Annotated in this window: 21 protein-coding genes; 4 read left to right on the forward strand and 17 right to left on the reverse strand. The window is 43.4% G+C overall.

Going from position 1 to position 22,324, the window contains the following annotated elements:
• Positions 1-4: 4 nt before the first annotated feature.
• The 11 genes from ABD036_RS03205 to ABD036_RS03255 form a co-directional block, all read right to left on the reverse strand.
• Positions 5-1,360 carry a sigma 54-interacting transcriptional regulator gene (locus ABD036_RS03205; protein ID WP_343856387.1) on the reverse strand — a complete coding sequence of 452 codons (1,356 nt, stop codon included), beginning with the start codon at positions 1,358-1,360 and terminating at the stop codon, positions 5-7.
• Positions 1,357-1,950, reverse strand: a complete 594-nt coding sequence (locus ABD036_RS03210; RefSeq protein WP_343856388.1) for a hypothetical protein — start codon at positions 1,948-1,950, stop codon at positions 1,357-1,359. The genes ABD036_RS03205 and ABD036_RS03210 overlap by 4 nt, the downstream gene beginning before the upstream one ends.
• Complete coding sequence (locus tag ABD036_RS03215) at positions 1,947-3,353, reverse strand: sensor histidine kinase (protein WP_343856391.1); 1,407 nt, start codon at positions 3,351-3,353, stop codon at positions 1,947-1,949. Before ABD036_RS03215 ends, ABD036_RS03210 begins: the two co-directional genes overlap by 4 nt.
• 137 nt (positions 3,354-3,490) lie before the next feature.
• Entirely contained in the window at positions 3,491-3,754 is a 264-nt protein-coding gene (locus ABD036_RS03220) for an EF-hand domain-containing protein (RefSeq protein WP_343856392.1), read from the reverse strand.
• Positions 3,755-4,146: 392 nt separating this feature from the next.
• Positions 4,147-4,596: a tellurite resistance TerB family protein gene (locus tag ABD036_RS03225; protein ID WP_343856395.1), complete on the reverse strand. Its 450-nt coding sequence runs from the start codon at positions 4,594-4,596 to the stop codon at positions 4,147-4,149.
• A gap of 123 nt (positions 4,597-4,719) precedes the next feature.
• Positions 4,720-5,760, reverse strand: coding sequence for an ABC transporter ATP-binding protein (locus ABD036_RS03230; RefSeq protein WP_343856397.1), 1,041 nt, complete (start codon positions 5,758-5,760; stop codon positions 4,720-4,722).
• Positions 5,753-7,369 (reverse strand): ABC transporter permease, encoded by a 1,617-nt coding sequence (locus ABD036_RS03235; protein WP_343856565.1) that lies wholly within the window; start codon positions 7,367-7,369, stop codon positions 5,753-5,755. The genes ABD036_RS03230 and ABD036_RS03235 overlap by 8 nt, the downstream gene beginning before the upstream one ends.
• A gap of 42 nt (positions 7,370-7,411) precedes the next feature.
• A complete protein-coding gene (locus ABD036_RS03240) occupies positions 7,412-8,428 on the reverse strand; it encodes an extracellular solute-binding protein (RefSeq protein WP_343856398.1) in 1,017 nt (338 codons plus the stop codon).
• A gap of 156 nt (positions 8,429-8,584) precedes the next feature.
• Positions 8,585-9,034, reverse strand: coding sequence for a GNAT family N-acetyltransferase (locus tag ABD036_RS03245; protein WP_343856400.1), 450 nt, complete (start codon positions 9,032-9,034; stop codon positions 8,585-8,587).
• 9 nt (positions 9,035-9,043) lie between these two features.
• A complete protein-coding gene (locus ABD036_RS03250; protein ID WP_343856402.1) occupies positions 9,044-10,693 on the reverse strand; it encodes an ATP-binding SpoIIE family protein phosphatase in 1,650 nt (549 codons plus the stop codon).
• 14 nt (positions 10,694-10,707) lie between these two features.
• Positions 10,708-11,013: an STAS domain-containing protein gene (locus ABD036_RS03255; protein WP_343856403.1), complete on the reverse strand. Its 306-nt coding sequence runs from the start codon at positions 11,011-11,013 to the stop codon at positions 10,708-10,710.
• A gap of 208 nt (positions 11,014-11,221) precedes the next feature.
• On the opposite strand from ABD036_RS03255, the gene yciH reads away from it, so the two are divergent.
• The 3 genes from yciH to pheA all read left to right on the forward strand — a co-directional run bounded on the left by yciH (position 11,222) and on the right by pheA (position 13,831).
• Positions 11,222-11,545, forward strand: coding sequence for a stress response translation initiation inhibitor YciH (yciH, locus tag ABD036_RS03260; protein WP_343856404.1), 324 nt, complete (start codon positions 11,222-11,224; stop codon positions 11,543-11,545).
• 48 nt (positions 11,546-11,593) lie between these two features.
• Positions 11,594-12,394, forward strand: coding sequence for a response regulator (locus ABD036_RS03265; RefSeq protein WP_343856405.1), 801 nt, complete (start codon positions 11,594-11,596; stop codon positions 12,392-12,394).
• A gap of 255 nt (positions 12,395-12,649) precedes the next feature.
• Positions 12,650-13,831 carry a prephenate dehydratase gene (gene pheA, locus ABD036_RS03270; protein WP_343856406.1) on the forward strand — a complete coding sequence of 394 codons (1,182 nt, stop codon included), beginning with the start codon at positions 12,650-12,652 and terminating at the stop codon, positions 13,829-13,831.
• Positions 13,832-13,847: 16 nt separating this feature from the next.
• On the opposite strand, the gene tyrA is transcribed toward pheA, so the two are convergent.
• Positions 13,848-14,990 carry a bifunctional chorismate mutase/prephenate dehydrogenase gene (gene tyrA, locus ABD036_RS03275; protein WP_343856408.1) on the reverse strand — a complete coding sequence of 381 codons (1,143 nt, stop codon included), beginning with the start codon at positions 14,988-14,990 and terminating at the stop codon, positions 13,848-13,850.
• 9 nt (positions 14,991-14,999) lie between these two features.
• Positions 15,000-16,091 carry a 3-deoxy-7-phosphoheptulonate synthase gene (locus ABD036_RS03280; protein WP_343856409.1) on the reverse strand — a complete coding sequence of 364 codons (1,092 nt, stop codon included), beginning with the start codon at positions 16,089-16,091 and terminating at the stop codon, positions 15,000-15,002.
• 252 nt (positions 16,092-16,343) lie between these two features.
• Here ABD036_RS03280 and ABD036_RS03285 point away from each other — a divergent pair, with 252 nt between their 5' ends.
• The gene (locus ABD036_RS03285) at positions 16,344-18,473 is read left to right on the forward strand and encodes a sensor domain-containing protein (protein WP_343856410.1); all 2,130 of its coding nucleotides are present in this window, start codon (positions 16,344-16,346) and stop codon (positions 18,471-18,473) included.
• 38 nt (positions 18,474-18,511) lie between these two features.
• Here ABD036_RS03285 and ABD036_RS03290 read toward each other — a convergent pair whose 3' ends face one another.
• From ABD036_RS03290 to ABD036_RS03305, 4 genes are all read right to left on the reverse strand, one after another.
• A complete protein-coding gene (locus tag ABD036_RS03290) occupies positions 18,512-19,108 on the reverse strand; it encodes a DNA-J related domain-containing protein (protein WP_343856412.1) in 597 nt (198 codons plus the stop codon).
• Positions 19,109-19,152: 44 nt separating this feature from the next.
• Complete coding sequence (locus ABD036_RS03295) at positions 19,153-20,688, reverse strand: AbgT family transporter (RefSeq protein WP_343856413.1); 1,536 nt, start codon at positions 20,686-20,688, stop codon at positions 19,153-19,155.
• Between the two features lie 195 nt (positions 20,689-20,883).
• Complete coding sequence (locus ABD036_RS03300; protein WP_343856414.1) at positions 20,884-21,435, reverse strand: sugar O-acetyltransferase; 552 nt, start codon at positions 21,433-21,435, stop codon at positions 20,884-20,886.
• 84 nt (positions 21,436-21,519) lie between these two features.
• The gene (locus ABD036_RS03305) at positions 21,520-22,314 is read right to left on the reverse strand and encodes a Rossmann-like fold-containing protein (protein WP_343856416.1); all 795 of its coding nucleotides are present in this window, start codon (positions 22,312-22,314) and stop codon (positions 21,520-21,522) included.
• Between the last annotated feature and the right edge of the window lie 10 nt (positions 22,315-22,324).

Here is a 22,324-nt window from a genome sequence, read left to right on the forward strand (position 1 = left end):
GCCATCAGGCGGTTTCAGGTTTAAAATCGCTAGAATGCAAGTCGTGCTTTTTCATTAACTTATGCATATCAGTGCGATTTCGACCGGCTAATTCGGCTGCACGAGTAACATTGCCATCGGTCATTTTCAGTAATTTAAGGAGATAGTTTTGTTCGAATGCGTCTCGCGCTTCAGTCAAAGTGGGCCATTTTTGCTCTGATGCAGACAGTGCCTGCTCAACCAAATGCGTCGCAATGACAGACGTTTGAGTCAGGGCCACACACTGTTCAACGACATTAACCAGCTGTCTTACGTTACCTGGCCATGGCGCTGTTGCTAATAGTTGCATGGCGTCATCTGAGAATCGACTTACATCTACGTTGTGACGTTCCGCACTTTTAGCAAGTAGATAACGTGCCAACAGAGGAATATCTTCAGAACGTTCTCGCAAAGAGGGCAAGGTAAGGTTAACCACATTAAGGCGGTAATACAGATCTTCACGGAAGTTTTGTGCGTGCATTTCTTTGGTCAGATCTTTGTGAGTTGCTGAAATCACTCGCACGTTAACAGGGATCTGTTTGCTACTGCCCACCGGGCGGATTTGTTGCTCTTGCAATGCTCTCAATAACTTAACTTGCAATGAAACTGGCATATCGCCAATTTCGTCTAAAAAGAGTGTCCCGCCATCGGCTTCGCGAAACAGACCTTGATGCTCATTTACCGCGCCGGTAAATGCACCTTTAGCGTGACCGAACAACTCTGATTCCAATAGATTTTCGGGTAAAGCGCCACAGTTGATCGCAACAAAAGGCTTGGCATTGCGATGGCTGGCTTTGTGTAACGCCTTGGCAAGTAATTCTTTACCTGTGCCGCTTGCGCCACTTATCAGCACACTCACGTCTCGTTGAGCTACTCTGAATGCTTGATCTAACAGTTGCTCCATTTGCATAGAGCGCGTGATGATTTCCTCACTCCAAGCGCCTTTTTGCGCACCATGGCTTTGGCTGACCGCTTTCGCAAGTAAGTTTCGCAATGCTTCGTGATCGATCGGCTTGGTCAGAAATCCAAACACTCCTCTTTGCGTTGCCTCAACGGCATCTTGAATAGTGCCGTGGGCAGTCATTAAGATCACGGGGATGTCTCTGCGCAACGCGACTATTTCTTCGAACAAACTCAAGCCATCTAAGCCTGGCATACGTAAGTCACTAAGCACCACGTCAAAACTTTGCGTGTTGAGTTGCTTTAAAGCTTCTTTTCCGCCTTCAGCGGTATCAACCTGATATCCTTCGCCTTGCAATCTAATTGTCATCAAGCGTAATAAATTCTCATCATCATCCACCAACAAAATGCGTGGTAAACTGCTTTGATCAGATTTGCTCATTGACTAATCCCCTCTCTTTTTTCCATCATTGAAGCCTCTATTTTTAACAACTGGTCGATTTGTTGTTGTTGCTCTTGAAGTCGCTGTCGTTGTTCATCGAGCTCTTTAGATTGGTTGGTATTGATCTGCGATAAAATGGTCAACGCAGACTCAAACTCGAGCATTTCCTGACTAGGCTTATAAACCAAAACCGATAACAAAGAACGCATTGAAGACGTCAAATGGGGCATCAATTCATCAGCCCAACTTTGTGCTCTCAACCTCGCCTGATAGGGCGTTCCTCGACTTTGGCTTAGGAATATTTTGCGCAATTTGCTGGTAGCATTCTCACCTAACTCATCGATTAGTGTCCGCCGCTTAGGCCAAGACAACGCATCCACTTCAACCCAATATTGCAACCAATAATCCAAGTCGCAGTTATTATCCATTGTGATGGATGAGCTCTGCTCATCAACCCAGCACAAGCGTTCACTGTTGGCAGTTTCTGCCGTTTTGTTTTGTTCAACGTCGGTGTTGATTAAAGACTCGATCAAAGCACAACCAGATACACTCCAAACCGCTATTATCACTGTTAAAACACGTACTATCATATCGTCGAGTCCTCGGCGGGCAAGATGACCCGCATACATACATCTGCATAATCAACATCGACGATTTCAACACTGCCATGCATCATTCGTGCACAATCGGCAACGATGGATAAACCCAAACCAGAACCTATGACTCTGTCATTGCGTCTATGCTCTCCACGTTTAAAGGGTTCGAACAGCATTTTTCGTTGCTCTAGAGGGATTTTTCGACCACGATTTGCGACATCCAAAATTAACATATCTCTTTGTTTATAAAGCTTTATATCAATCGGCCTACCGATAGTTCCGTGGGCCAGTGCATTAGACAGTAAGTTATCAATAATGCGTCTAAACAAGTTGGGATCTACGTGCATAAAAGGCACCTGTATATCAGTGCTTACAGCATTGCTATTTTGCTTAATAGCCAGTGCATTATCGGTTAAGGCTGCGCTAAATAACCTGTTCATGTCTGTTTTTTCATACACAGGCTTAGCCTGTTGCAATAACAGGTTGTAGTCAAGTAATTGCTCAATTAACAGGTTCAGTCTCTCAGTGCTACTGGTGAGTAAGCTAACGACTTCTTTTTGTTGTGCATTAAGCGGACCTACTACACTTTCGGATAATAGCGAACAACCTTCTTTGATGCTCGCCAAGGGGGTTTTCAGTTCGTGTGACGCATGCCTTAGCAGCGCGTGTCTCAAGTGCTCTAATTGGTTTAGTCGATCCGCTAATCTATGTAATTTGTGTTCGACTTCGATCAATTCTTTGGGGCCCGACGTCGATATTTTGGGAAGGCTTTCTGATTGCGCAGCAATTTCCTTAATCACACGCTCAATTTTGGCGACGGGTGCAAGTATCAACTGGGTTGCAAAAACAATCAGAATCAACGAGAAGGTGACTAATAACGCCGTCAACCAGGCTTGGGTTTGTTGCACTGAGTCGACATAATCCCTTTGCTGTTGAATGCGATTGTCCAACAATGTATCTACTTGTTGGTGTAACTCTGCAATCGAACGACGAAATTCCGCAAGCTGCGCATCAAGAAGCAACTGGTCCTCAATTTCAGTGTTCATTAAGAACCACTGAATCCGTCCTTCTAGTGCCTCACAGATAAATGCTTCGGTGAGCTCTTGGCAGACAATAATGCGCTTTTCTTGCAATCTCGTTAGGTAATTATCAGAAAGTTGCTTGAGCTCGTCTTTTTTAATGACATGGTATTGCCGAATGAGCCTTTCAGCATCAATAGCGATATTTTCCATATCACCAACTTGCCGAGCCATGTTGACTGAAAATTGCGCTTCGCTTGCCGCAATTTGCGCCATTTTAGTCAATGTACTTTGACTGTGCCAAAGCAATACGGCTAACGGAACCAGCGCAATTAAAAAACTGATCAGCGTAAGTTGTCTTAATGACCCAATTTGCATTTTCAACCCTTGGAAAACTGCTAGCAAGTTGAAAGTATCCTATGACCGTGATTGAATTGAAACTATTGAAAGCTAATCAATCGCTAAAAAGCAATGATTTGCTGTGGTACAGATGAAGAGCCTGTCCGGTTGCCCCATTATGCCTGTTTTTCTTTATTCGCCATTATTTGTGACTCTGCTAATTCTTGAGCACTGATTTTTCCATCACCATCAGTGTCAATTTTACCAAAAGAAGCCAATAAAACGGGGTCGGCTACCGCTTCTCGTATACTGATCATGCCGTCTTCATCTAGATCCATTTGAGTCAAGATGTCAGATTGCGCCATTGAATTGAAACTAACGAAAACATGAAAAGCGCCAGCGGTAAAAATGAGACATCCCATCGCAATTGATTTTTTCATACAACAATCTCCTTTTGAACATTAGGGAAAATATGGCATCCGTGCCGTGTAATGCGACTTTCGCATTCAGAAGAGCTTACAGTTAGGTGCAAACGCCATCGCAGCCTATAACAAGGTGTTATTGCAAGCTTTCTTCATTGTGTCGTCCTTACTTAGCCGTAGGAACCAGTACAGCTAGTCACAATTACAGTGAGACTAATACACTAACCATGCCATTTTTAAAGTTATTATAATTATCAAACAGTTAGCCATATTGGTAAGCAAAAACACGGCCGTTTAAACGCTCAACTGTCTCCGATTAGAAACACCAACCCGTTGATTTAGTGTATGTGTAATGTTTTCAGATACTTAGCCTGTATTCATTTACTGACAACCACACGGAATCGTGCCATCTAGGGTGCTTCGGTAACCTTTAATTTAGCTTGAATAAATTCACTATGAGGCAAATGCAGCAAGTCTGATATACGACGAATGAGGTGAGTTTCATGCACATCAATATGCTCGTCCGCAAACGCTATTTTCCAAAGTGACTCAAGGATTGCTCGTTTTTCTTCAGCGTTACAATGTTGATTGATGACTGACGTAAACTGATGAAAATCTACGGCGTGGTCCGCGTGTTTTTTTGATGAGGATAAAAGTTGATCTTTCTCAATCTCGCTCAATGAGAATTCGGTTTCTATGATATTTTCAAAGGTGTCCTGCTCGGCTTGTTTAACCGTATGATCCGCTCGCATAACTTCGTATAAAAGAACCGCAGTAGCTAACTCAACCGTATGCGTTTGAGTGGGTTGGTGGGATTGCTGTAATTGTTCTTGAAACCAAGCGGATAAGCTTTTAAACATATGACCTCACACTTTTTCATTGGGATAACGGGGAGCCACCAGATGCGATACAGTAAGCCAGTTCAAAGGAGTCTCTGCAATCGAACTTAAGATAACATCTCGAAATCTTCCGACAAACAACATTTAACGATTAAAAACGACTATATGTTGCAAATCAAGTTTGATACCAATGGACTCACCTAGAGTATGATCATGATGGCTAGGCGCTAAACAAAGTACCTTTTGGATCTTAGGATCAGGCAGTTGTAGTTCGTATAAAATATGTGCGCCACGAAAAGACTTGGCGACTACCTTTGCCGAAAATGGACTCATATCATCGTGAATAATATCATCTGGCCTTACCAATACATCCACTTCTGTGCCCACGGTAAAGTTGTATTTTGCCGGCAAAACAAATTCAGCCAAGGTGGTGGTTAAATATTTATCTTCGCGGATGATAGCAGGAATGAAAACGCCTTCACCGATGAAGTCGGCGACAAATCGCGTGGCTGGTCGGTGATATAGATCATAGGCACTGCCCCATTGATGGATCGCGCCTTGATGCATCACGCCAATCACATCTGCCATGGCAAAAGCCTCTTGCTGATCATGTGTGACCATTAATGCTGTCGTTTGTTCATGATTCAATATTTGTCGCACATCTTTAGCTAACTCATCGCGTAAATCAGCATCTAGATTGGCAAAGGGTTCATCCATTAATAGTAGTTGCGGCTTTGGTGCCATCGCTCTGGCAAGCGCAACTCGCTGTTTTTGACCACCGGATAATTGATGCGGAAACTTATCCTCCGTACCTTGTAAACTTACCAGTTCAACTAATTCGTTAACCCGATCGCGCTGTTGTTGATGACTTAAATGAGATAAGCCAAAGGTTATATTTTGCGCGACAGATAAGTGGGGAAACAACGCGAAATCTTGGAAAACCACGGCTATGTTGCGCTTTTCTGGCACTAACGTGAAATGCTCGCTACTCAGTATATTGCCGGTCACAGTGATTTCGCCGTTTTTAATCGGCTCAAATCCCGCTATTGCGCGTAAAATAGAAGTTTTACCGCAGCCTGAAGGCCCAAGCAAACAGCCAATTTGGCCTTTTTTCAAGTGTAAACTGGTGTGGTTTACAGCTTGGGTTTTATCATAGAATACGTCTATATTAGTTACATCAAGCATGTTTATCCATCGCTCTAGATAGAAGGATCACCGGCAGCAAACCTGCCAACACTATTGCCAATGCTGGCAAGGCCGCATCAATAAGACGCTCATCGGAAGCATATTGAAATGCACTTACCGCAAGCGTATCAAAGTTAAATGGCCGAAGTATTAATGTTGCCGGAAGCTCTTTAAGTACATCAACAAAAACCAACAGCGCAGCACTTAAAATACTCGCTCGCATGATAGGTAAATGCACTCGCCAAAGTACCTGTCTTGGGGAAGCACCTAAACAACGCGCAGCTTCATCCATAGCGGGCGTAACTCTGCCTAGTCCCGCTTCGACACTTTGTAATGCAACCGCTAAAAAGCGCACTGTGTATGCCAGGATCAAGGCAAACACTGTGCCCGAGAATATCAAACCAGGTGTGAGATTAAATAGTAAGGCGGTAATTTGATTAAATTGATGATCTGCCCAACTTAACGGCACCAGTACCCCAACCGCAATGACGGTTCCTGGGATCGCATACCCAAGGCTGACTCCTTGAACTTGCCAAGTCATCATCGGTGTAGGGCTAAGTCGCTTGGCAAATCCATATAAAAGCGCAATCAATACCACTAAGCATGCAGTGACTGCTGCTAGCCAAAACGAATTCCACATTAAGGTAAAAAATGCGCTATCCAAACCCATTTCGGTATAGCTTAACGCCCAAATCAACAATTGCCCGACGGGCAAAATAAAGCCAAAAAATGGAACGGTAAGGCACAAGAGAAACATCAATACTGACCGACTAAGGCTGAGCTTTTTACGCATTATGGGCTGATGTGATTGACCACTTTGATAATAACGAATTTGTCGGCGAGACCACTTTTCTAATAACAAAACCACTAACACAAAGGTGCACAACAATGCGGCCAATTGAGACGCGGCAAGCTGATTATCTAAACCAAACCAAGTACGAAAAATACCGGTTGTGAAAGTGCTCACACCAAAATACTGCACAGTACCATAATCCGCAAACGCTTCCATCATGGCCAGTGCTGACCCGGTCAGGAGCGCAGGACGAGCAAGCGGCCACGCAACTTTGCGAAAATAGTTAAACGACGACACGCCTAAGCTACCGCTCGCCTCTTTAAGATTTCTTGACTGTTCGGTAAATGCTGTTCGAGCTAAAATATACACATAGGGATAGAGAACCAGCACCATGACGCTAACAGCACCGCCCAAAGAGCGTATTTCAGGAAACCAGTATTGGCCGTAAGATAATTGAAAGTAGTCTCGAAGCGCTGTTTGTACAGGACCTGCAAAATCTAAAAGACCAGTGTAGGTATAGGCAATAATATAAGCTGGCATAGCCAGCGGCAAAATGAACAACCACTGTAAAAGTCGTCGTCCCCAAAACTCATACTTAACAACACACCATGCCAAAGTGGTTCCTATAATTAAACAGCCAATACCCACGCTAAAAGCCAAAATAAGGGAATTAAACACATAATCAGATAGCACGGTTTGGGCTAGATGTTGCCAGATTTGTAACTGTGGTGTTGACCAACTCGCAAACACCACGATCACAGGCAATGCCAGTAAAGAACTTACCAGCATCATACTTACATTGAGCCGCGTGGGCATGAATCGCCGCAATGACATTGCGGCAATATTAAAATGTGACAATTATTTCCAGCCAGCTCTATCCATCAATTTCACGGCATCGGCGTTAAGTTCACCAACTTTTTCAAGTGGCACAACTTCACTTTTAAATTGGCCCATGTCTGTTAGAACTTGACTCCAAGCCACGCCATCACGCACTGGATATTCATGGTTCACTTCGGCATACCACGACTGACTCTTCTCGCTCAATAAGAAGTCCAATAATTGCTTAGCTGCTTCTGTGTTGGGTGCATATTGCATTAATGCCGCGCCAGAGATGTTCACATGTGTGCCACGATTGTCTTGATTTGGCCATAAGACTTTGACCTGTTCGGCCACTTTCACTTCCGCTGGATCGTTGCTTTCTAGCATACCCGCTAAATAATACGTATTGGCAATAGCATACTGGCATTGACCTGCAACCATTGCTTTAATCTGATCTCTATCTCCCCCTTTAGGCGGTCTTGCAAAATTGCGCACTAGACCTTTGACAAACTGTTCGGTTGACTCCGCACCTAACTGATGAATACGAGCAGATAGCATTGATTGATTGTAGATATTAGATGAAGATCGCACGCACACTTTGCCGTTTAAATCAGGCTTTGCGAGTGTTTCATAATCTATTTGTTGAGTTGCTTGTTGCGACCCTTTGATGACCATGATTGGACGCGCCCTCATAGTCAAAGCAAACCAATGTCCTTGCGTATCGCGAAGCGCGCTAGGGACCACATTTTTAACCGTGTCTGAGGTATAGCCTTGAGTTAATCCCAGCTGTTTTGCTCTAACCAAGCGACCAGCATCGGTGGTCAACAATATATCTGCAGGGCTGAATTTCCCTTCACTTTTGATGCGGCTTATCAATGCATCAGCGTTTCCGGTGATTAAGTTCACTTGAATACCGGTTTGTTTTGCAAAGTCATCCAGTGCAGGTTTGATCAGGGCTTCTTTACGCGCAGAATACACGTTAACTTCTGCTGCGTTGACCATACATGCAGATATTGAAATTGCCGCAATTACGAAAAATTTTACTGTCTTTATCATAGCCATAACGGATTAGTGAATTGTAGCCAAATCTTAACGCTATTGATAATAATTCTCAATAGCAATTAGAAATTTGAATGTAAGATTGGATCTGAATTAGGTGGATGCTCTGAATTGAGAGCCATTTAGCAGGTCAAATATCTACCACTTTGAGGCTTATTCCTCTGTCTCGTACATATAGTAATGACTTGAATGCATACCCAGAGACTCGTATGTGCGTTGGGCTATCAAGTTATCTTTTTCAACGTATAAACGGAAGCCACAGACGCCACTCGTTTCGCTAGCAAGTTCTTTAACCTTGTTATATAAGCCTGCATAAACACCTGTGCGGCGATTTTGCGGTTTAACATAAACACTTTGGATCCACCAAAACTGGCTGTTGCGCCAATCACTCCATTCATAGGTCACCATTAAACTGCCGGCGATTTGTTTATCTTGTAGCTCAGCGACCAAGTAAAATCCTTTATTGCTGTCTTCAAGCAATGCCCTCACCCCTGCGGTAAGGGTTTGCTGATCCAGCTGCTTGTTTTCTGTTTCCATTGCCATTGCTTGATTAAACTCAACCAATGCCGTTAAGTCTTGTTGTTCAGCCCGTCTAATATTCACGTAATTTACTCAAATGTTTAAATGGAAGGTGGCCTTCGCGACCGTACCGCCCTCATAATATGTTAAGTCGCTACATAGTTCACGAATCAGCGGAAGGCCGCGGCCAAATGCTTCGTTATCATTGCTAACGGCTATATGTTCGTAATCAAAACCGTCACCAGAATCACTCACGGTGACGGTGAGCGTATGTGTTGTTGGTTCAAATTGCACTTTAATACTAATGTGGCCTTGCTCTAATACAGCCAACCGTTCAACGCGCTGCTCAAAGTACTCAAAAAAGCCATCGGTGGTTCTTTTTACGGTTGAATCTAAACGTAAGATCCCATGATCAAGCGAATTATTAAACAGCTCACTCAATACGGTTGATAGATCGGAACGAACACTCTGCATGCCCAGTTGACTGCACACCATCACCACTAACTCGAATGTGGGATCAAAGGATTTTAGCTTCTCCACATCCATCTCCACCACAATTTCAAAAGGCAATTGGGTTACGGAATATTCAGGTTTTAGCTCATCTAGACTCTGACAGGTATAAGATACGAAAGTGATATCATCGAGCTGTTGTGCTTTGCCTCGAAATTTTTCAACTTTATGGCTGATGTCCTCAACTGGAATACTTGGGTCCTCGGACAACCAATGCATTACCGCTTCTTCGCCTAGCATCTCTTCTTCGATGTTAGTTAATTCAATCACCCCATCAGAGTAGCCAATCATTCGATCGCCAAAATTAGCATCATGATGTTCTACATTTTCTTCAAACTCATGCGGCTCTAAAATACCCAGTGCCATGTGTTGTGAACAAAAACGTTTGGTAACTTCCCCTTCTTTGGAAATTACGGTGAGATCAGGCATACCGCCATTCCACACACTAAATTGTCGACCGCTACTAGAAATTTCGGTTAGGACCGCAGCAAAAAACATATCACCGGGCAATAATGACAACAAAGTATGGTTTATCGTGGAGGCCATCTCGGCCACTGACAATCCTTTTTCAGCCATTGCTTGGAATGCTTTGGCGACCGGTAATGCACCTATTGCCGAGGCGAGACCGTGACCCGTAAAATCCCCCATCAAAAAATACATGCCGCCTGATGGGCTGGGTTCAACAAGAAATAGATCACCATTAAAATTACTTGCTGGTGCTAATCTATAATCAAAAAAATGGGCAACAGATTTGTTAATATTTAACGCATTCGCGAAAATATGCTCGACAATGGCATGCTCTCTTTCAACACCATTACGAAAATAATTTAATTCTTTGTTTTGAACATAGGCACGTTTGCTTAACAAGCGGGTTCTGGCATGTGCTCGAATCTTGGCAGTAAGTATGATTTTGTCAAAAGGTTTGGAGGTAAAGTCGTCCCCACCGACCTCTAGACATCGAGCTAAAGCAACTTGGTCGTCCATGGCCGTGATGAAAATTATGGGTAAGTAGATATCACCCGCCATTTTTTTCAAAAGCGGGGCTATTTCATAGCCATCTGTGTCGGGCATGATCACATCAAGCAGGATCAGGTCTGGCTTGATTTTTTTCGCTAGTTGCAGTGCTTCACGACCGGTTTCCGCTTCAAAACAATCGGTGTAACCAGCTTCCTCCAACATGTGGATAAGTAAGAATCGGTTCAGCGATTCGTCATCGATAACCAGAATTCGCACGGGAAATGCTCGGCTTAGCTCATATCAAATTTTTTGTCGAAGCGGGATATTTTGAGGATCTTGGCCACTTGTGGACGACTATGAACGATTCTAAACTGACCGATTCTGTCAGCCATGGTTTTTTGCATATTCAGCAGCATGCCTAAAGCAGAACTATCCATATATTCAGTATTCGCCAGGTCGACTACTATCGTATCTACCGAATCTGGTACATTTAAATAAGCGTCCCGAAAATCCTGAACTTTACCAAAATCAAATTTCTCTTCCATGTGAATTGTCAAGATTTTCTCATCTGTGGAAAGTTGGGTTTCCAAGCTCATTGATTTCTCCATCATTTGTTTATCATTCAATCTGTTATACTTTGGCACATAAGGGATTTTTGGCAACCATTTTTATCAATGATGGGCAAAAAACTAGCTAAGATTGATGTGATTTGACAAATTATTATATTGAACACTATTTCAATCAAGTTTATGTGCGGTATTATCCCATACATGACTAATCGATTCGTAGCATATCTTAACCATTATGAACGATAACAATCTTGTATATAGCACGGGCCTTGGACGAATAAATGCAGCAAAGCCAGAGCCAAAGCGCGCAGCGTCAAAAGACGGGATCGTCAGGATCCGACGTGAAACCAAAGGCAGGAAAGGAAAAGGCGTAACCTTAGTAGATGGGTTGGACTTGAGCCCTGATGAGCTGAAAAAGCTGTGTACCGATCTAAAAAAGATGTGTGGCACTGGAGGTGCGGTTAAACAGGGAGTGATTGAGATACAGGGCGACAACAGGGAAAAGATCAAACTAAAATTAGAAGCTAGCGGCTTTAAGGTTAAATTGGCAGGGGGATAAGCAAACCTCTCTCCATGCGCGGCTGTTTCACATTAACTAGGAAACCTTATGAACCATATTCCACTGTCTGAACTCAACGTATTGCTAATAGAACCCTCTGATACGCAACGTAAAATTATTACCTCATTACTGATTAAAGAAAAAGTCGGCGAGGTAGATGCAGTTTCGACGCTGGAAGAAGCTAAAGCAGCACTACAAGCTCACGGCAGTGATGTAGTGGTAAGCGCGATGTATTTTGCCGATGGCACAGGCATCGATTTACTTAAGCACATTAAAAGCAATGAAGAAACCGCATCGATTCCCTTTATGTTGGTGAGTAGCGAAAACCGAGTTGTTAAATTAGAAGAATTTAAACAAGCAGGTGTTGCAGCAATATTGCCCAAACCTTTCAAACCCGTACATTTATCCCGTGCTCTCAATGCCACATTGGATTTGATTAACACCGAAGAGCTCGATCTTGATACCTTTGATATTCAAGCCGTACGCGTGTTATTGGTTGACGATAGCAAACTTGCCAGAAATCACATCAGGCGTGTTTTAGAAGGCATGGGACTAAAGCACATTCAGGAAGCTGAAAATGGCGCAATGGCCCTTACCTATTTAAAAGACGATACCTTTAATTTGGTTGTCACTGACTACAACATGCCAGAAATGGACGGACGTGAGCTTTCCGAATTCATTCGCTTTAACCCACAAACCTCGCACATCCCGATTATTATGGTGACCTCAGAAGCCGCAGACAGTGCACATATGGCAAATATTCAGCAAACTGGGGTTAACGCCTTGTGTGACAAACCATTCGAAGCCAATGAAGTGCGTCGAATGCTCGCAACCTTACTGGGCAGTTAAGGCACTATCGAGCTTCTCTGACCACCAGAAAAAACCGGCTTTTGTGCCCGTATTAGCGGGTAGGCGGTATTTTTTCAACTAATGATTGACAAGCTAGGCTCGAATTTATAGATTCAAGTCATGTATCAAGTACCCAACGCACTGTTTATGTTTTTTACGCCCCCATAATGGAGGTCAGCGTTGAGTGTCTAACACTTCCGCAAAACCTCCTACTACTGGAGGTTTTGTGCTTTTAAAGCGATGAAAGTGAGCAAAATGTCGACTCAGGAATTACAACAATTAAGAGAAAAAATAACGGCTTTAGACAGTGAGTTATTGAGCCTATTGGCGCAACGACAGCAATTCACTAATAGTGTCGCAGAAACTAAAATTCGTAATCACATACCGGTTCGCGATCACACTCGTGAAGAGCAATTACTGATCCGCTTAATTAAAAAAGGTCAGGAATACGGACTCGATCCTCACTATGTGACGCAAATATTTCACGTCATCATAGAAGACTCGGTGCTAAACCAACAAGCCCTGTTGGCTGATAGAGCTAATCCGGGCAGCAGCTTACCGTTAAATCGAGTTGCCTTTCTAGGTGATCGCGGTTCATACAGTTATTTAGCAACCCAAAAATATTTTTCTAGACGCCCGGGCGAATTGATGGAAATTGGTTGTAAAAGCTTTTCTGAGATCATCAAAAAAGTGGAAACCAACGAAGCTGACTATGCGGTTTTGCCGATTGAAAATACCTCTTCAGGCAGTATCAACGAAGTCTATGATCAGCTGCAGCACACTAGCCTATCTGTTATCGGTGAATTAACCCATCCAATAAAACATGCAATGTTGGTTGGAGCTGACACTGAGCTAAGTCACATTCGCACACTCTATGCACACCCACAGGTTTTTGCCCAATGCAGTCACTTTTTGGCTGAGCTTGGCAATGTCGAAGTTAAACCTTGCGACAGTACCTCAGCTGCGATGATTACGGTCAATGAGTTGGCCAGCAAGTCCGTAGCCGCTATAGGCAGCGAAGCAGGCGGTGCCTTATATGGCTTAACGGCAATAAAATCCAATTTAGCCAATCAGAAAGAAAATCACAGCCGTTTTATTGTGGTTGCCCGAAACGCGGTAAAAGTGCCTTTGCAGGTTCCGGCTAAAACGGCATTGGTAATGTCTACGGTACAAAAGCCCGGTGCTTTGGTAGAAGCTTTGTTAGTGCTCAAAAATAACAATATCAATATGACCAAGCTTGAATCACGCCCTATCACTGGCAACCCGTGGGAAGAAATGTTTTACATTGATGTAGAAGGCAACGTGCAAGATGGGCCTATGCAACAGGCGCTAGAGGAATTACAGGCGACCACCCGTTATTTCAAAGTTCTTGGCTGTTACCCCAGTGAAGAAATTAGCCCTACTAAAGTCGCTGCCGTTAACGCGCTTGCTGATTAAATCTGCATCTTAGCTGTTATTGCGATTTCAGTACTCGGTCATCGTCGGCTTTGAGTAACAGTTTTTTGCTACTTACCAAACATTGTTTGGCGTAGGGCCCAAACCAGTGGCCAATGGTGAAAAACTGTTTAACAAATTCACCTTTGTTACCCGTTTCGAGCAATTCCAGTGCACAATCGAAGCGGTCTCGAAAACGTTTCAATAAATTGATACTTTCAGCGTTATTAAAAATGATATCGGCATAAAGCTCTGGATCTTGGGCAAATAGCCTGCCCACCATCGCAAGCTCCAAGCGATAAATTGGGGAACTAAAGGCCACTAATAGCTCAAGATCGGGATCTTCACCGGCTAAATGAGCACCATAAACAAAACTACTAAAGTGCCGCATGACTTGAATAAATGCCATTGCATCATCGTGTTGCTTGGCACTGCTGGTTTGCACTATCGCTCCCCATACTCGTATTTGTTCCACTAACCATTGGTAGCTTTGGGCTTGCCTTCCCTCGCACACCACAACTACCTGTTTCACTAAACTAACAATATCCGGACCAAACATGGGATGCAGCCCTACTACTGGACCGCTGTGATATTTTAACATCGCATCTAACGGTTTTTGTTTGGTACTGGTGACATCGGCTAACACGCAATGCTTGGGCAGCATGGGGGCTAATTTTTCGATTATGGATTCGGTCATTTTGATCGGTACAGCAACTAAAACTAAATCGCTGTCTGCCAAGATATTTTGCGCATTGTCCCAATCATGTTGCTCAAGAATGTCCACTGAGTATCCACTGCGTGAGAACATATCAACAAATATGCGCCCCAAGGCACCTCGGCCACCTACGACTATGATCTTTTTTACTTGCGGGGCGACGCACAAATACTGACTATTTTGGGTTTGATAAGACTCGCGCATTATACGCCGCAATAAATCTTCGATGAGGCTAGCGGAAACCCCTTTATTTTCAGCTTCCTCTCGCCGTTTAGCGATTAATTCAGCTTCGCGACTGGGCACGTAAATGGGCATGCCCGTACGACTTTTATATTCTCCAACTTGGGTAGTCAGCTTGGCGCGTTTTGCTAAAATATCTACCAACTGGCTATCTAGACAATCGATTTGCTGGCGCAATTCGTCCAAGGAGAGTGGCGTTTCGGGCATAGTAATACCTTATGCTGAATCTTTTAATTTATTGAGGCGCATTGGCAATACAGTGATGAGTTTTTCTCTGGATTGATTGATCAAGTCATCGGTGTCTTGCCAGTTAATACAACCGTCTGTAATAGATACGCCATAGTCTAGCTCATCTAAACGTTTTCCGTCACTGGATTGATTACCTGCGTTCAAATGACTTTCTAGCATGATACCAATGATAGACTGGTTGCCCTCGAGTATTTGATTGACCACATTTTTCGCCACTAACGGTTGACGACGATAGTCTTTACTCGAATTGGCATGGCTACAATCGACTACCAATCCAGCAGAAAGATTGGCTTTACTCAATTCAACTTCACAGTCTGACACACAAACCGAATCATAATTTGGTTGTTTGCCACCGCGCAAAATGATGTGTCCATCAGGATTACCCTGAGTTTTGATCACGCTCACCTGACCAATTTTATTAATGCCCATAAAGCTGTGACCGGAGGCGGCTGATTGCAGTGCGTTGATGGCGTTACCTAGACTCCCATCGGTACCGTTTTTAAATCCTACAGGCATTGACAGACCACTTGCCATTTCACGGTGAGTTTGTGATTCTGAGGTTCTTGCGCCTATCGCAGACCAACTAAACAACTCAGCCAAATATTGTGGACTAATGGGATCAAGTGCTTCGGTGGCAATCGGAAGCTCTAATTCTGCCAACCAAATCAGCAACTCTCTGGCTTTTCGCAATCCAGCTTCAATATCGAACGTGCCGTCAAGATGGGGATCATTGATAAGGCCCTTCCACCCTACTGTGGTACGTGGCTTTTCAAAGTAGACTCGCATAACAATATATAAAGTATCCTTACATGACTCATGCAGCTCTTTTAATTTCAGCGCATATTCCTTGGCTGACTCAATATCGTGTATCGAACATGGACCTGCGATAACCAGCAACCGATGATCTCGTCGATGAATGATATCGGCGATGACCTGACGCGACGCTTCTATCACTTTTAAGGCCTTATCATTTACTGGCAACTCTTTTGCCAGTTGTTCTGGCGTAATAATGACTTGTTCGGAACTAACGTGAACGTTATTAACGGGATCTTTAAGCATACTTCTCTCTAATTGGATAACAATCGACTGCGACACGACGGGATATGCCCAGACAATTGTAAATTATATGTTACAGTTAAAATAAACCTTTTTACAGCGGCTGACTTGACTTTTTACCAGCCTTTAAAGTCAGTTACAACAAGTATATTAATTCATTTAATTTAGGTTAAAAAATAAGCTAAAACTCGACGTTCTAGCCTCTATGGTTTATTTTTAAAGGGGAACGGAAACACGCAGATAGGAATCAATGCCATGTCGGAGAAACCACCAAGGGATATTGTCACAAAGGTGACGATTGCTGGAGTATTGTTTCTCATTTTTGGTCTAATGATATCTCCTGTTAATGCTTCCTTAAATAGCATTGCAGAGCCATTTACCGACAAACTCGCTGATAAGCTAATTAAGGCAAATGATTCGCTAGCGTTAATACAAACTGAGGCACCTCTCCCGTCACAGCTAAATATTCAGTTAGCCATATTGAGCAACAGTCAACGCACTAACAATAACTGGCAGGCCCATTTGGCAACGTCATTCGCTACGTTATTACTAAAACGAGCGTTTCCATACCAACTAGTACCAAGATTAACGATAACCTTGCCAGCCACTATTGTTAGCAAACCAGCTCAAATTCAGCAAATCGAATTACACACCCAAACAGGCGCATTACGCATTCATGGATTAATTTTCGCGCTGGCATTACTGATAATAATAGTCACCTCTATTGGTTTAACTCTGTTGTTTGTCAATCGTGGGAGCAAGCAACTAAATAGCAGCATGTGGCAATTGTTAGAGCATTCCCGTAATCCAATAATTATCTTAGACAAAGAAAATCGCTCAACCTATCACAATCGGGCTGCACAACAGTTGCTGGCCAGTTTGAATATCGAACAAACTAACACAAAAAGCCTGCTACCAAATAATTTGCAAAGAATGCAATCAGTACTGCTCGATAATTCAAAACCCTATCTGGTTTTCGAGTACGCATTAGGCAATAAGTTAGTAGAATGCGAATTATATTGGCTTAATAAATCAGCTAATTGGTATTTGTATCTTCAAGATATTACGGTACGCAAAAACACAGAATTAAAAGTGCAATTTCAGGCTTATCATCACCCTCAAACCAGCCTGGAAAATCAATACCGATTTAATGAGGTTGTTGCGCAATGGGTTAAACTCGGCGAGCCATTTACTCATGGTCAAATCGAAATTCGCTCTTTTAGTCGGCTACTGGCAGACAATGCCTTTAACAAAAGCCAGCAAGTCATTATGGAATTAGCCGCGGTGTTAGATAAGGTCTGCCATGACATGCCAGATAATATCAGGCTGTTCCATATTGGAGATAAGAACTTTGCGGTGCTCATCCCCAAAACAGAATGTGAAGAAACCGTGGCTGATCTGGTCACTAGTATCAATAAGGCAATTAAATTTACTCAGTTTACCGATCAGCACCATGTAGAGCTGGATTTTGGATTCGCAAGTTTTCCCAAAGATGGCGATAACTTAGAAGCCATCAAACGCAATACCCGTATCGCACTTGATACCTCGGCAAGTTTAGCGCATTCAGACTATCTCATTTTTGATGACCAACTCGGTGAAACCATCGCCCGGCAAAATACACTTCATATTGCAATGCGCAAAGCACTTGAAGCGCAACATTTTCAACTCTACTTTCAACCACAATTGTCACTACTCAAAAACAACATCATTGGGGCAGAAGTGCTTCTTCGCTGGCAACTCGATGGACAATGGATCCAACCCGCCGAGCTTATTCCCTTGGCTGAACGCTCAGGGTTCATTTTGCAACTGGGAGATTGGATCCTCGCTCAAGCATGTATCAAAGCTCAGCACTTAGTTAAGTTGGGCTATACGGAGCTGGTCACCGCAGTGAACATTTCTCCTAAACAGTTTACTGCGCCAAACTTCGTCGATAAAGTCGTTGCCGCACTTAGCGATAGTGGTTTACCGGCTCATAATTTAGAGTTAGAGATCACCGAAGGCGTCTTGTTTAACAACGATTACGGTACATTAGATTCTCTGCAAAAATTAAGAAAAATGGGAGTGAAGTTAGCTATCGACGACTTTGGTACTGGCTATTCGAGTTTAAGCTACTTAAAAGACTTCCCGATTGATAAGATAAAGATCGACCAGTCGTTTGTTCGCAACATGCACACCGATCCTGCGGATCAATCAATTGTCAGAACCATAGTGAATTTAGGCAAAAACCTCGGCATCACGTTGATTGCCGAAGGGGTGGAAAACCAATCACAATTGGATAGTCTGAAAAGCATAGGCTGCGATGAAATTCAGGGCTATTGGTACAGTAAACCCTTAGAAGAAGATTTTTTTGTCGACTTCTTGCATCAAAAACAACCTTTACCCTAAGTAAGACACTTACAAGCGCAAGCATCTTCAGGTTAGGTTCAATTTAATGCTTTCTTCAACAGATTAAACGCCATCTGCAGTTCTTGGCTTTGTTGCACAGTGCCGCCTTTGTCAGGATGGCATTGGTGCTGAAGGTTTCGGTATTGCGCTTTAAGTTGTTTTAAATCATAGCTTTCAGGTAACGAAAACAGGGCCAATGCACGTCGTTTATCATCGTCATTTACGGGGCTAAATCGATCCATACTTTTCCAGAAAGAATCAATTAACTTATCCACATCTTGCTTCTGAGTATTATCAAAGTGAGTCCAATCCAAGTAGTAAGCACGCATGGGGTCGTCTTGCATTAACGCCTGTTTGCTGAGCTCATGTTCCGATTCTGAAAGCGAAATACCGGTAGCATGGATGGTTAACACACCAAGTCCGCGTGCAAAGCATCTATCTTGCAACATATAAAGGTGATGAAATAACACAAAGTGGCATTGGAACAATGCTAATGATTCACGCAAAGCTTCGGGTGCCAATAACCAGTATGGCTCCCGTTGCAACAGGCCAATCAAATTGTACTCGCTAAGCGACTGTCGCTGTATTACGAATATTTCTTCTAGTGCTTCTAATAGCTCGGGTTTAACTGACATATTCAGCAGTTAAGGTGAAAGCTAGCGAAATTCTTACTCCTCTCTTAGCCTGCGGGATAAACATAACTAGCTTGTATTCCAAGTGGAATTCCTAATGCCCAATAACCTAATAGAAATAGCGTCCATAAAATCAAAATGGTAATGGTAAACGGTAGCATCATCGACAATAACGTCCCTATCCCCGTTGATCTCACATAACGTTGGCAATAGACCACCACTAACGGAAAATAGGGCATTAAAGGAGTGATAATATTCGACGAAGAATCCCCTAACCGATAAGCCGCCTGAGTTAGATCAGGAGAGATGTTCAGTTGCATTAGCATGGGCACAAATATAGGTCCGAGCAAGGCCCATTTTGCTGAGGATGAGCCTACAAATAAATTGACGAACGCGGTTAAGAAGATGATTCCGACAATAGTTACCATGCTTGGAAGCGCAAGAGATTTAAGCAATTGAGCGCCTTCAATAGCAAGCAAAGCACCCAAGTTAGACTTACCAAAAGCGTCGATAAATAACGCACAGAAAAAAGCCATCACAATATAATAACTCATGCCTTGCATGGCCTTGGTCATGGTATCAATCATGTCTTTGGTACTGGAAAAAGTGCCTGACATAAAGCCATAAACAACACCAGGCAGCAGGAACAGTAAGAATATCAAGGGCACAATAGATTGCATTACGGGTGCGGCAAAGGAGGTAAGCTGACCATCAGGCGCACGCATTGGAGACGATTCAGGCAATAAAATCGCAACCAAGGCAACAATGCCTGCTAGCATGGTTAGAGATGCATAGCGAAGCGCTTTTGCTTGCCTTTGTGTTAACTCATCAAACTTAGGGATCTCAGCAGGATCACCGTCAACCTCAACGTCCTTTAAGCGTGGCTCAACGACTTTGTCAGTTAAATACCAACCTATACCGACAATGAGCAGAGTGGATGCCGAATTAAAAAACCAATTGTTGAGCGGATTGATTTGAATCGCTGGATCAATTAATTGCGCTGCACTTTGGGTAAAACTTTGCAACAGTGGATCGATGGCGCTTGGAATGAAGTTGGCACAAAACCCACCGCTTACCCCCGCAAACGCGGCAGCAATACCAGCCAATGGGTGTCGCCCCATGGCATAGAAAATCACCCCTGCTAGCGGGATCACTAACACATAACCCGCATCGGTGGCGGTATGGCTTATGATAGCAACTAGCACAACCATAGGCGTCAACATAGACTTTGGCGTGCGGTCCAAAATACGCTTTAGTCCTGCACTGATGAACCCAGAGTGTTCGGCAACGCCAACACCTAGCATGGCCACAAGTACCACACCTAAGGGCGCAAATCCGGTGAAAATAGTCACCATTCTAGACAAGAAATCCGCGAGGTTTTCGCCAGTTAACAGATTGTTGACTACCACAGCCTCACCATTTCTGGGGTCTATCGCAGAAAACGTAAAGTTTGAGAAAATGGCGGAAAGGATCCACACGGTAAACAAACAAAATGCAAAAATGATAGCCGGATCGGGTAGTTTATTACCTACTCTTTCTACTTTATCAAGGGCACGCATTGTCCAGCTAGACTGAGACGCCATACTAACTCCATAATGATTTAATCAGACAGAAACTATCTTGCCATAGCCTGTTAGGTTGAGTAAAGATTAGGTAACCTCCGTTTAAGTTAGGCGTCAACATTAAACCATTCGAAACCGCGTCCTAATGCTCCTTAAGCTGTCTTCAATACGAAAATTTAATGGCTAGAAAATGGGCTAAGCATTGAAGCTTAAATTTCAGTTAATGGGTACTGCTGGCACGCCGGCAACAACGACATCAGCCTCGACATTTTTGGTGACGACTGCCCCTGCCCCTATAACAGCATTATTACCGATAGTCACACCGGGCAATATTTTCGCTCCCATGCCAACCCACACATTATTTCCAATGGTAATTGGATGGGCTATCTCAATGCCTTTTCGACGTTTTTGGGGATCTAGCGGGTGCGTCGCCGTTGAGATCAACACGCCAGGGGCAAGTAAAACATCATCACCAATGGACACCGGCGCGGCATCTAAAATCACACAGCCATGATTTGCGTAAAAGCCTTTGCCGATAGAGATATTGTAGCCATAGTCACAATAGAATTGCGGCTCAATCCAAAAGTACCGAGATTGTCCAAATAAGCCTTTGAGCAATTTCATTCCCGCTTTAACATCTGTCGGCGGCAATTGATTAAATTGATGACAAATTGTTTTGGCGTGCATGCGCTCTTGTTGCAATTGCTTGTTACTGGGAAAGTACTCTTGTTCAGTCAGCATCTTCATTTTTTCTTCAGAATCAATCACTCTCTTATTTTTCCTATCTCAGCTTGGTGATGGTTGAGCTCATTGTTAAGCTTTGGACTCGCTAGCCTCACTTTGTAGAAGCTATCAATTTACTAAGCCCTTGGCTTTTGCCTCTTGCCATGCCATTTCATAGTTGCTCAACTTTAGATGCATTGCCGACTGTTGATGAGCAGCGCGCTGCGATTCACTATCAAAGGGCCCTTTGCCACACAGATTGCAATGATCCGGTAGGTGTTTAATCGATTGCTTTAATTGTGATTGTAACTCAGCGGGCGGATTTGTACCCCACACATAGGTCGTTGACTGGGTGCTTTTAACCACTTTGTCTCTATCCACATTTCGCAATTGATATCGTGGAAAATCCTCTATGTTAAAAGGCATTTCACCAAGGTAGTGGGCGTTTTGTTTATCGTATAAATTCTCAATATTCCAGTGGCTATAAGGTTTTACATTTTTCGACGTGATATAAGCTAACCCTGCACCAGATGGATCGCAAAAGTAGTTGAAGCTCTGATCTAAAAATTGACACAGTAGTTGCCGATTCAAAACATTGTTACCAAGGTGTCGATTGTGCTCGTAGGCTTGCAGATTTCTGTATTGCGGGATCAGTGGAAACTGAAAGATAATGAGATCAAATTGTTGCCTTAGCTTGGTGCTGAAGCTATCTGGATTGGTAACGTCAAGCCCAAAAAACAAGGGGATACTATAACGTTGTAAAGAGGTGATGGCATTAATAGCGTATTTGCAGTTTAAGGTGTCTTTTTCATCGAGAACGCTAGCACTCAGATGTTCGATGCCCTGATCTTTGAACAGGCTGAGTGAAAACGAGAGATCACCATCACCAATGGTAAGCACTCGCCAGTTTTTGTCTAGATACACAGTTCTTTAA

It is taken from the genome of Aliiglaciecola litoralis, assembly GCF_039523355.1.
GTDB lineage: Bacteria > Pseudomonadota > Gammaproteobacteria > Enterobacterales > Alteromonadaceae > Aliiglaciecola > Aliiglaciecola litoralis.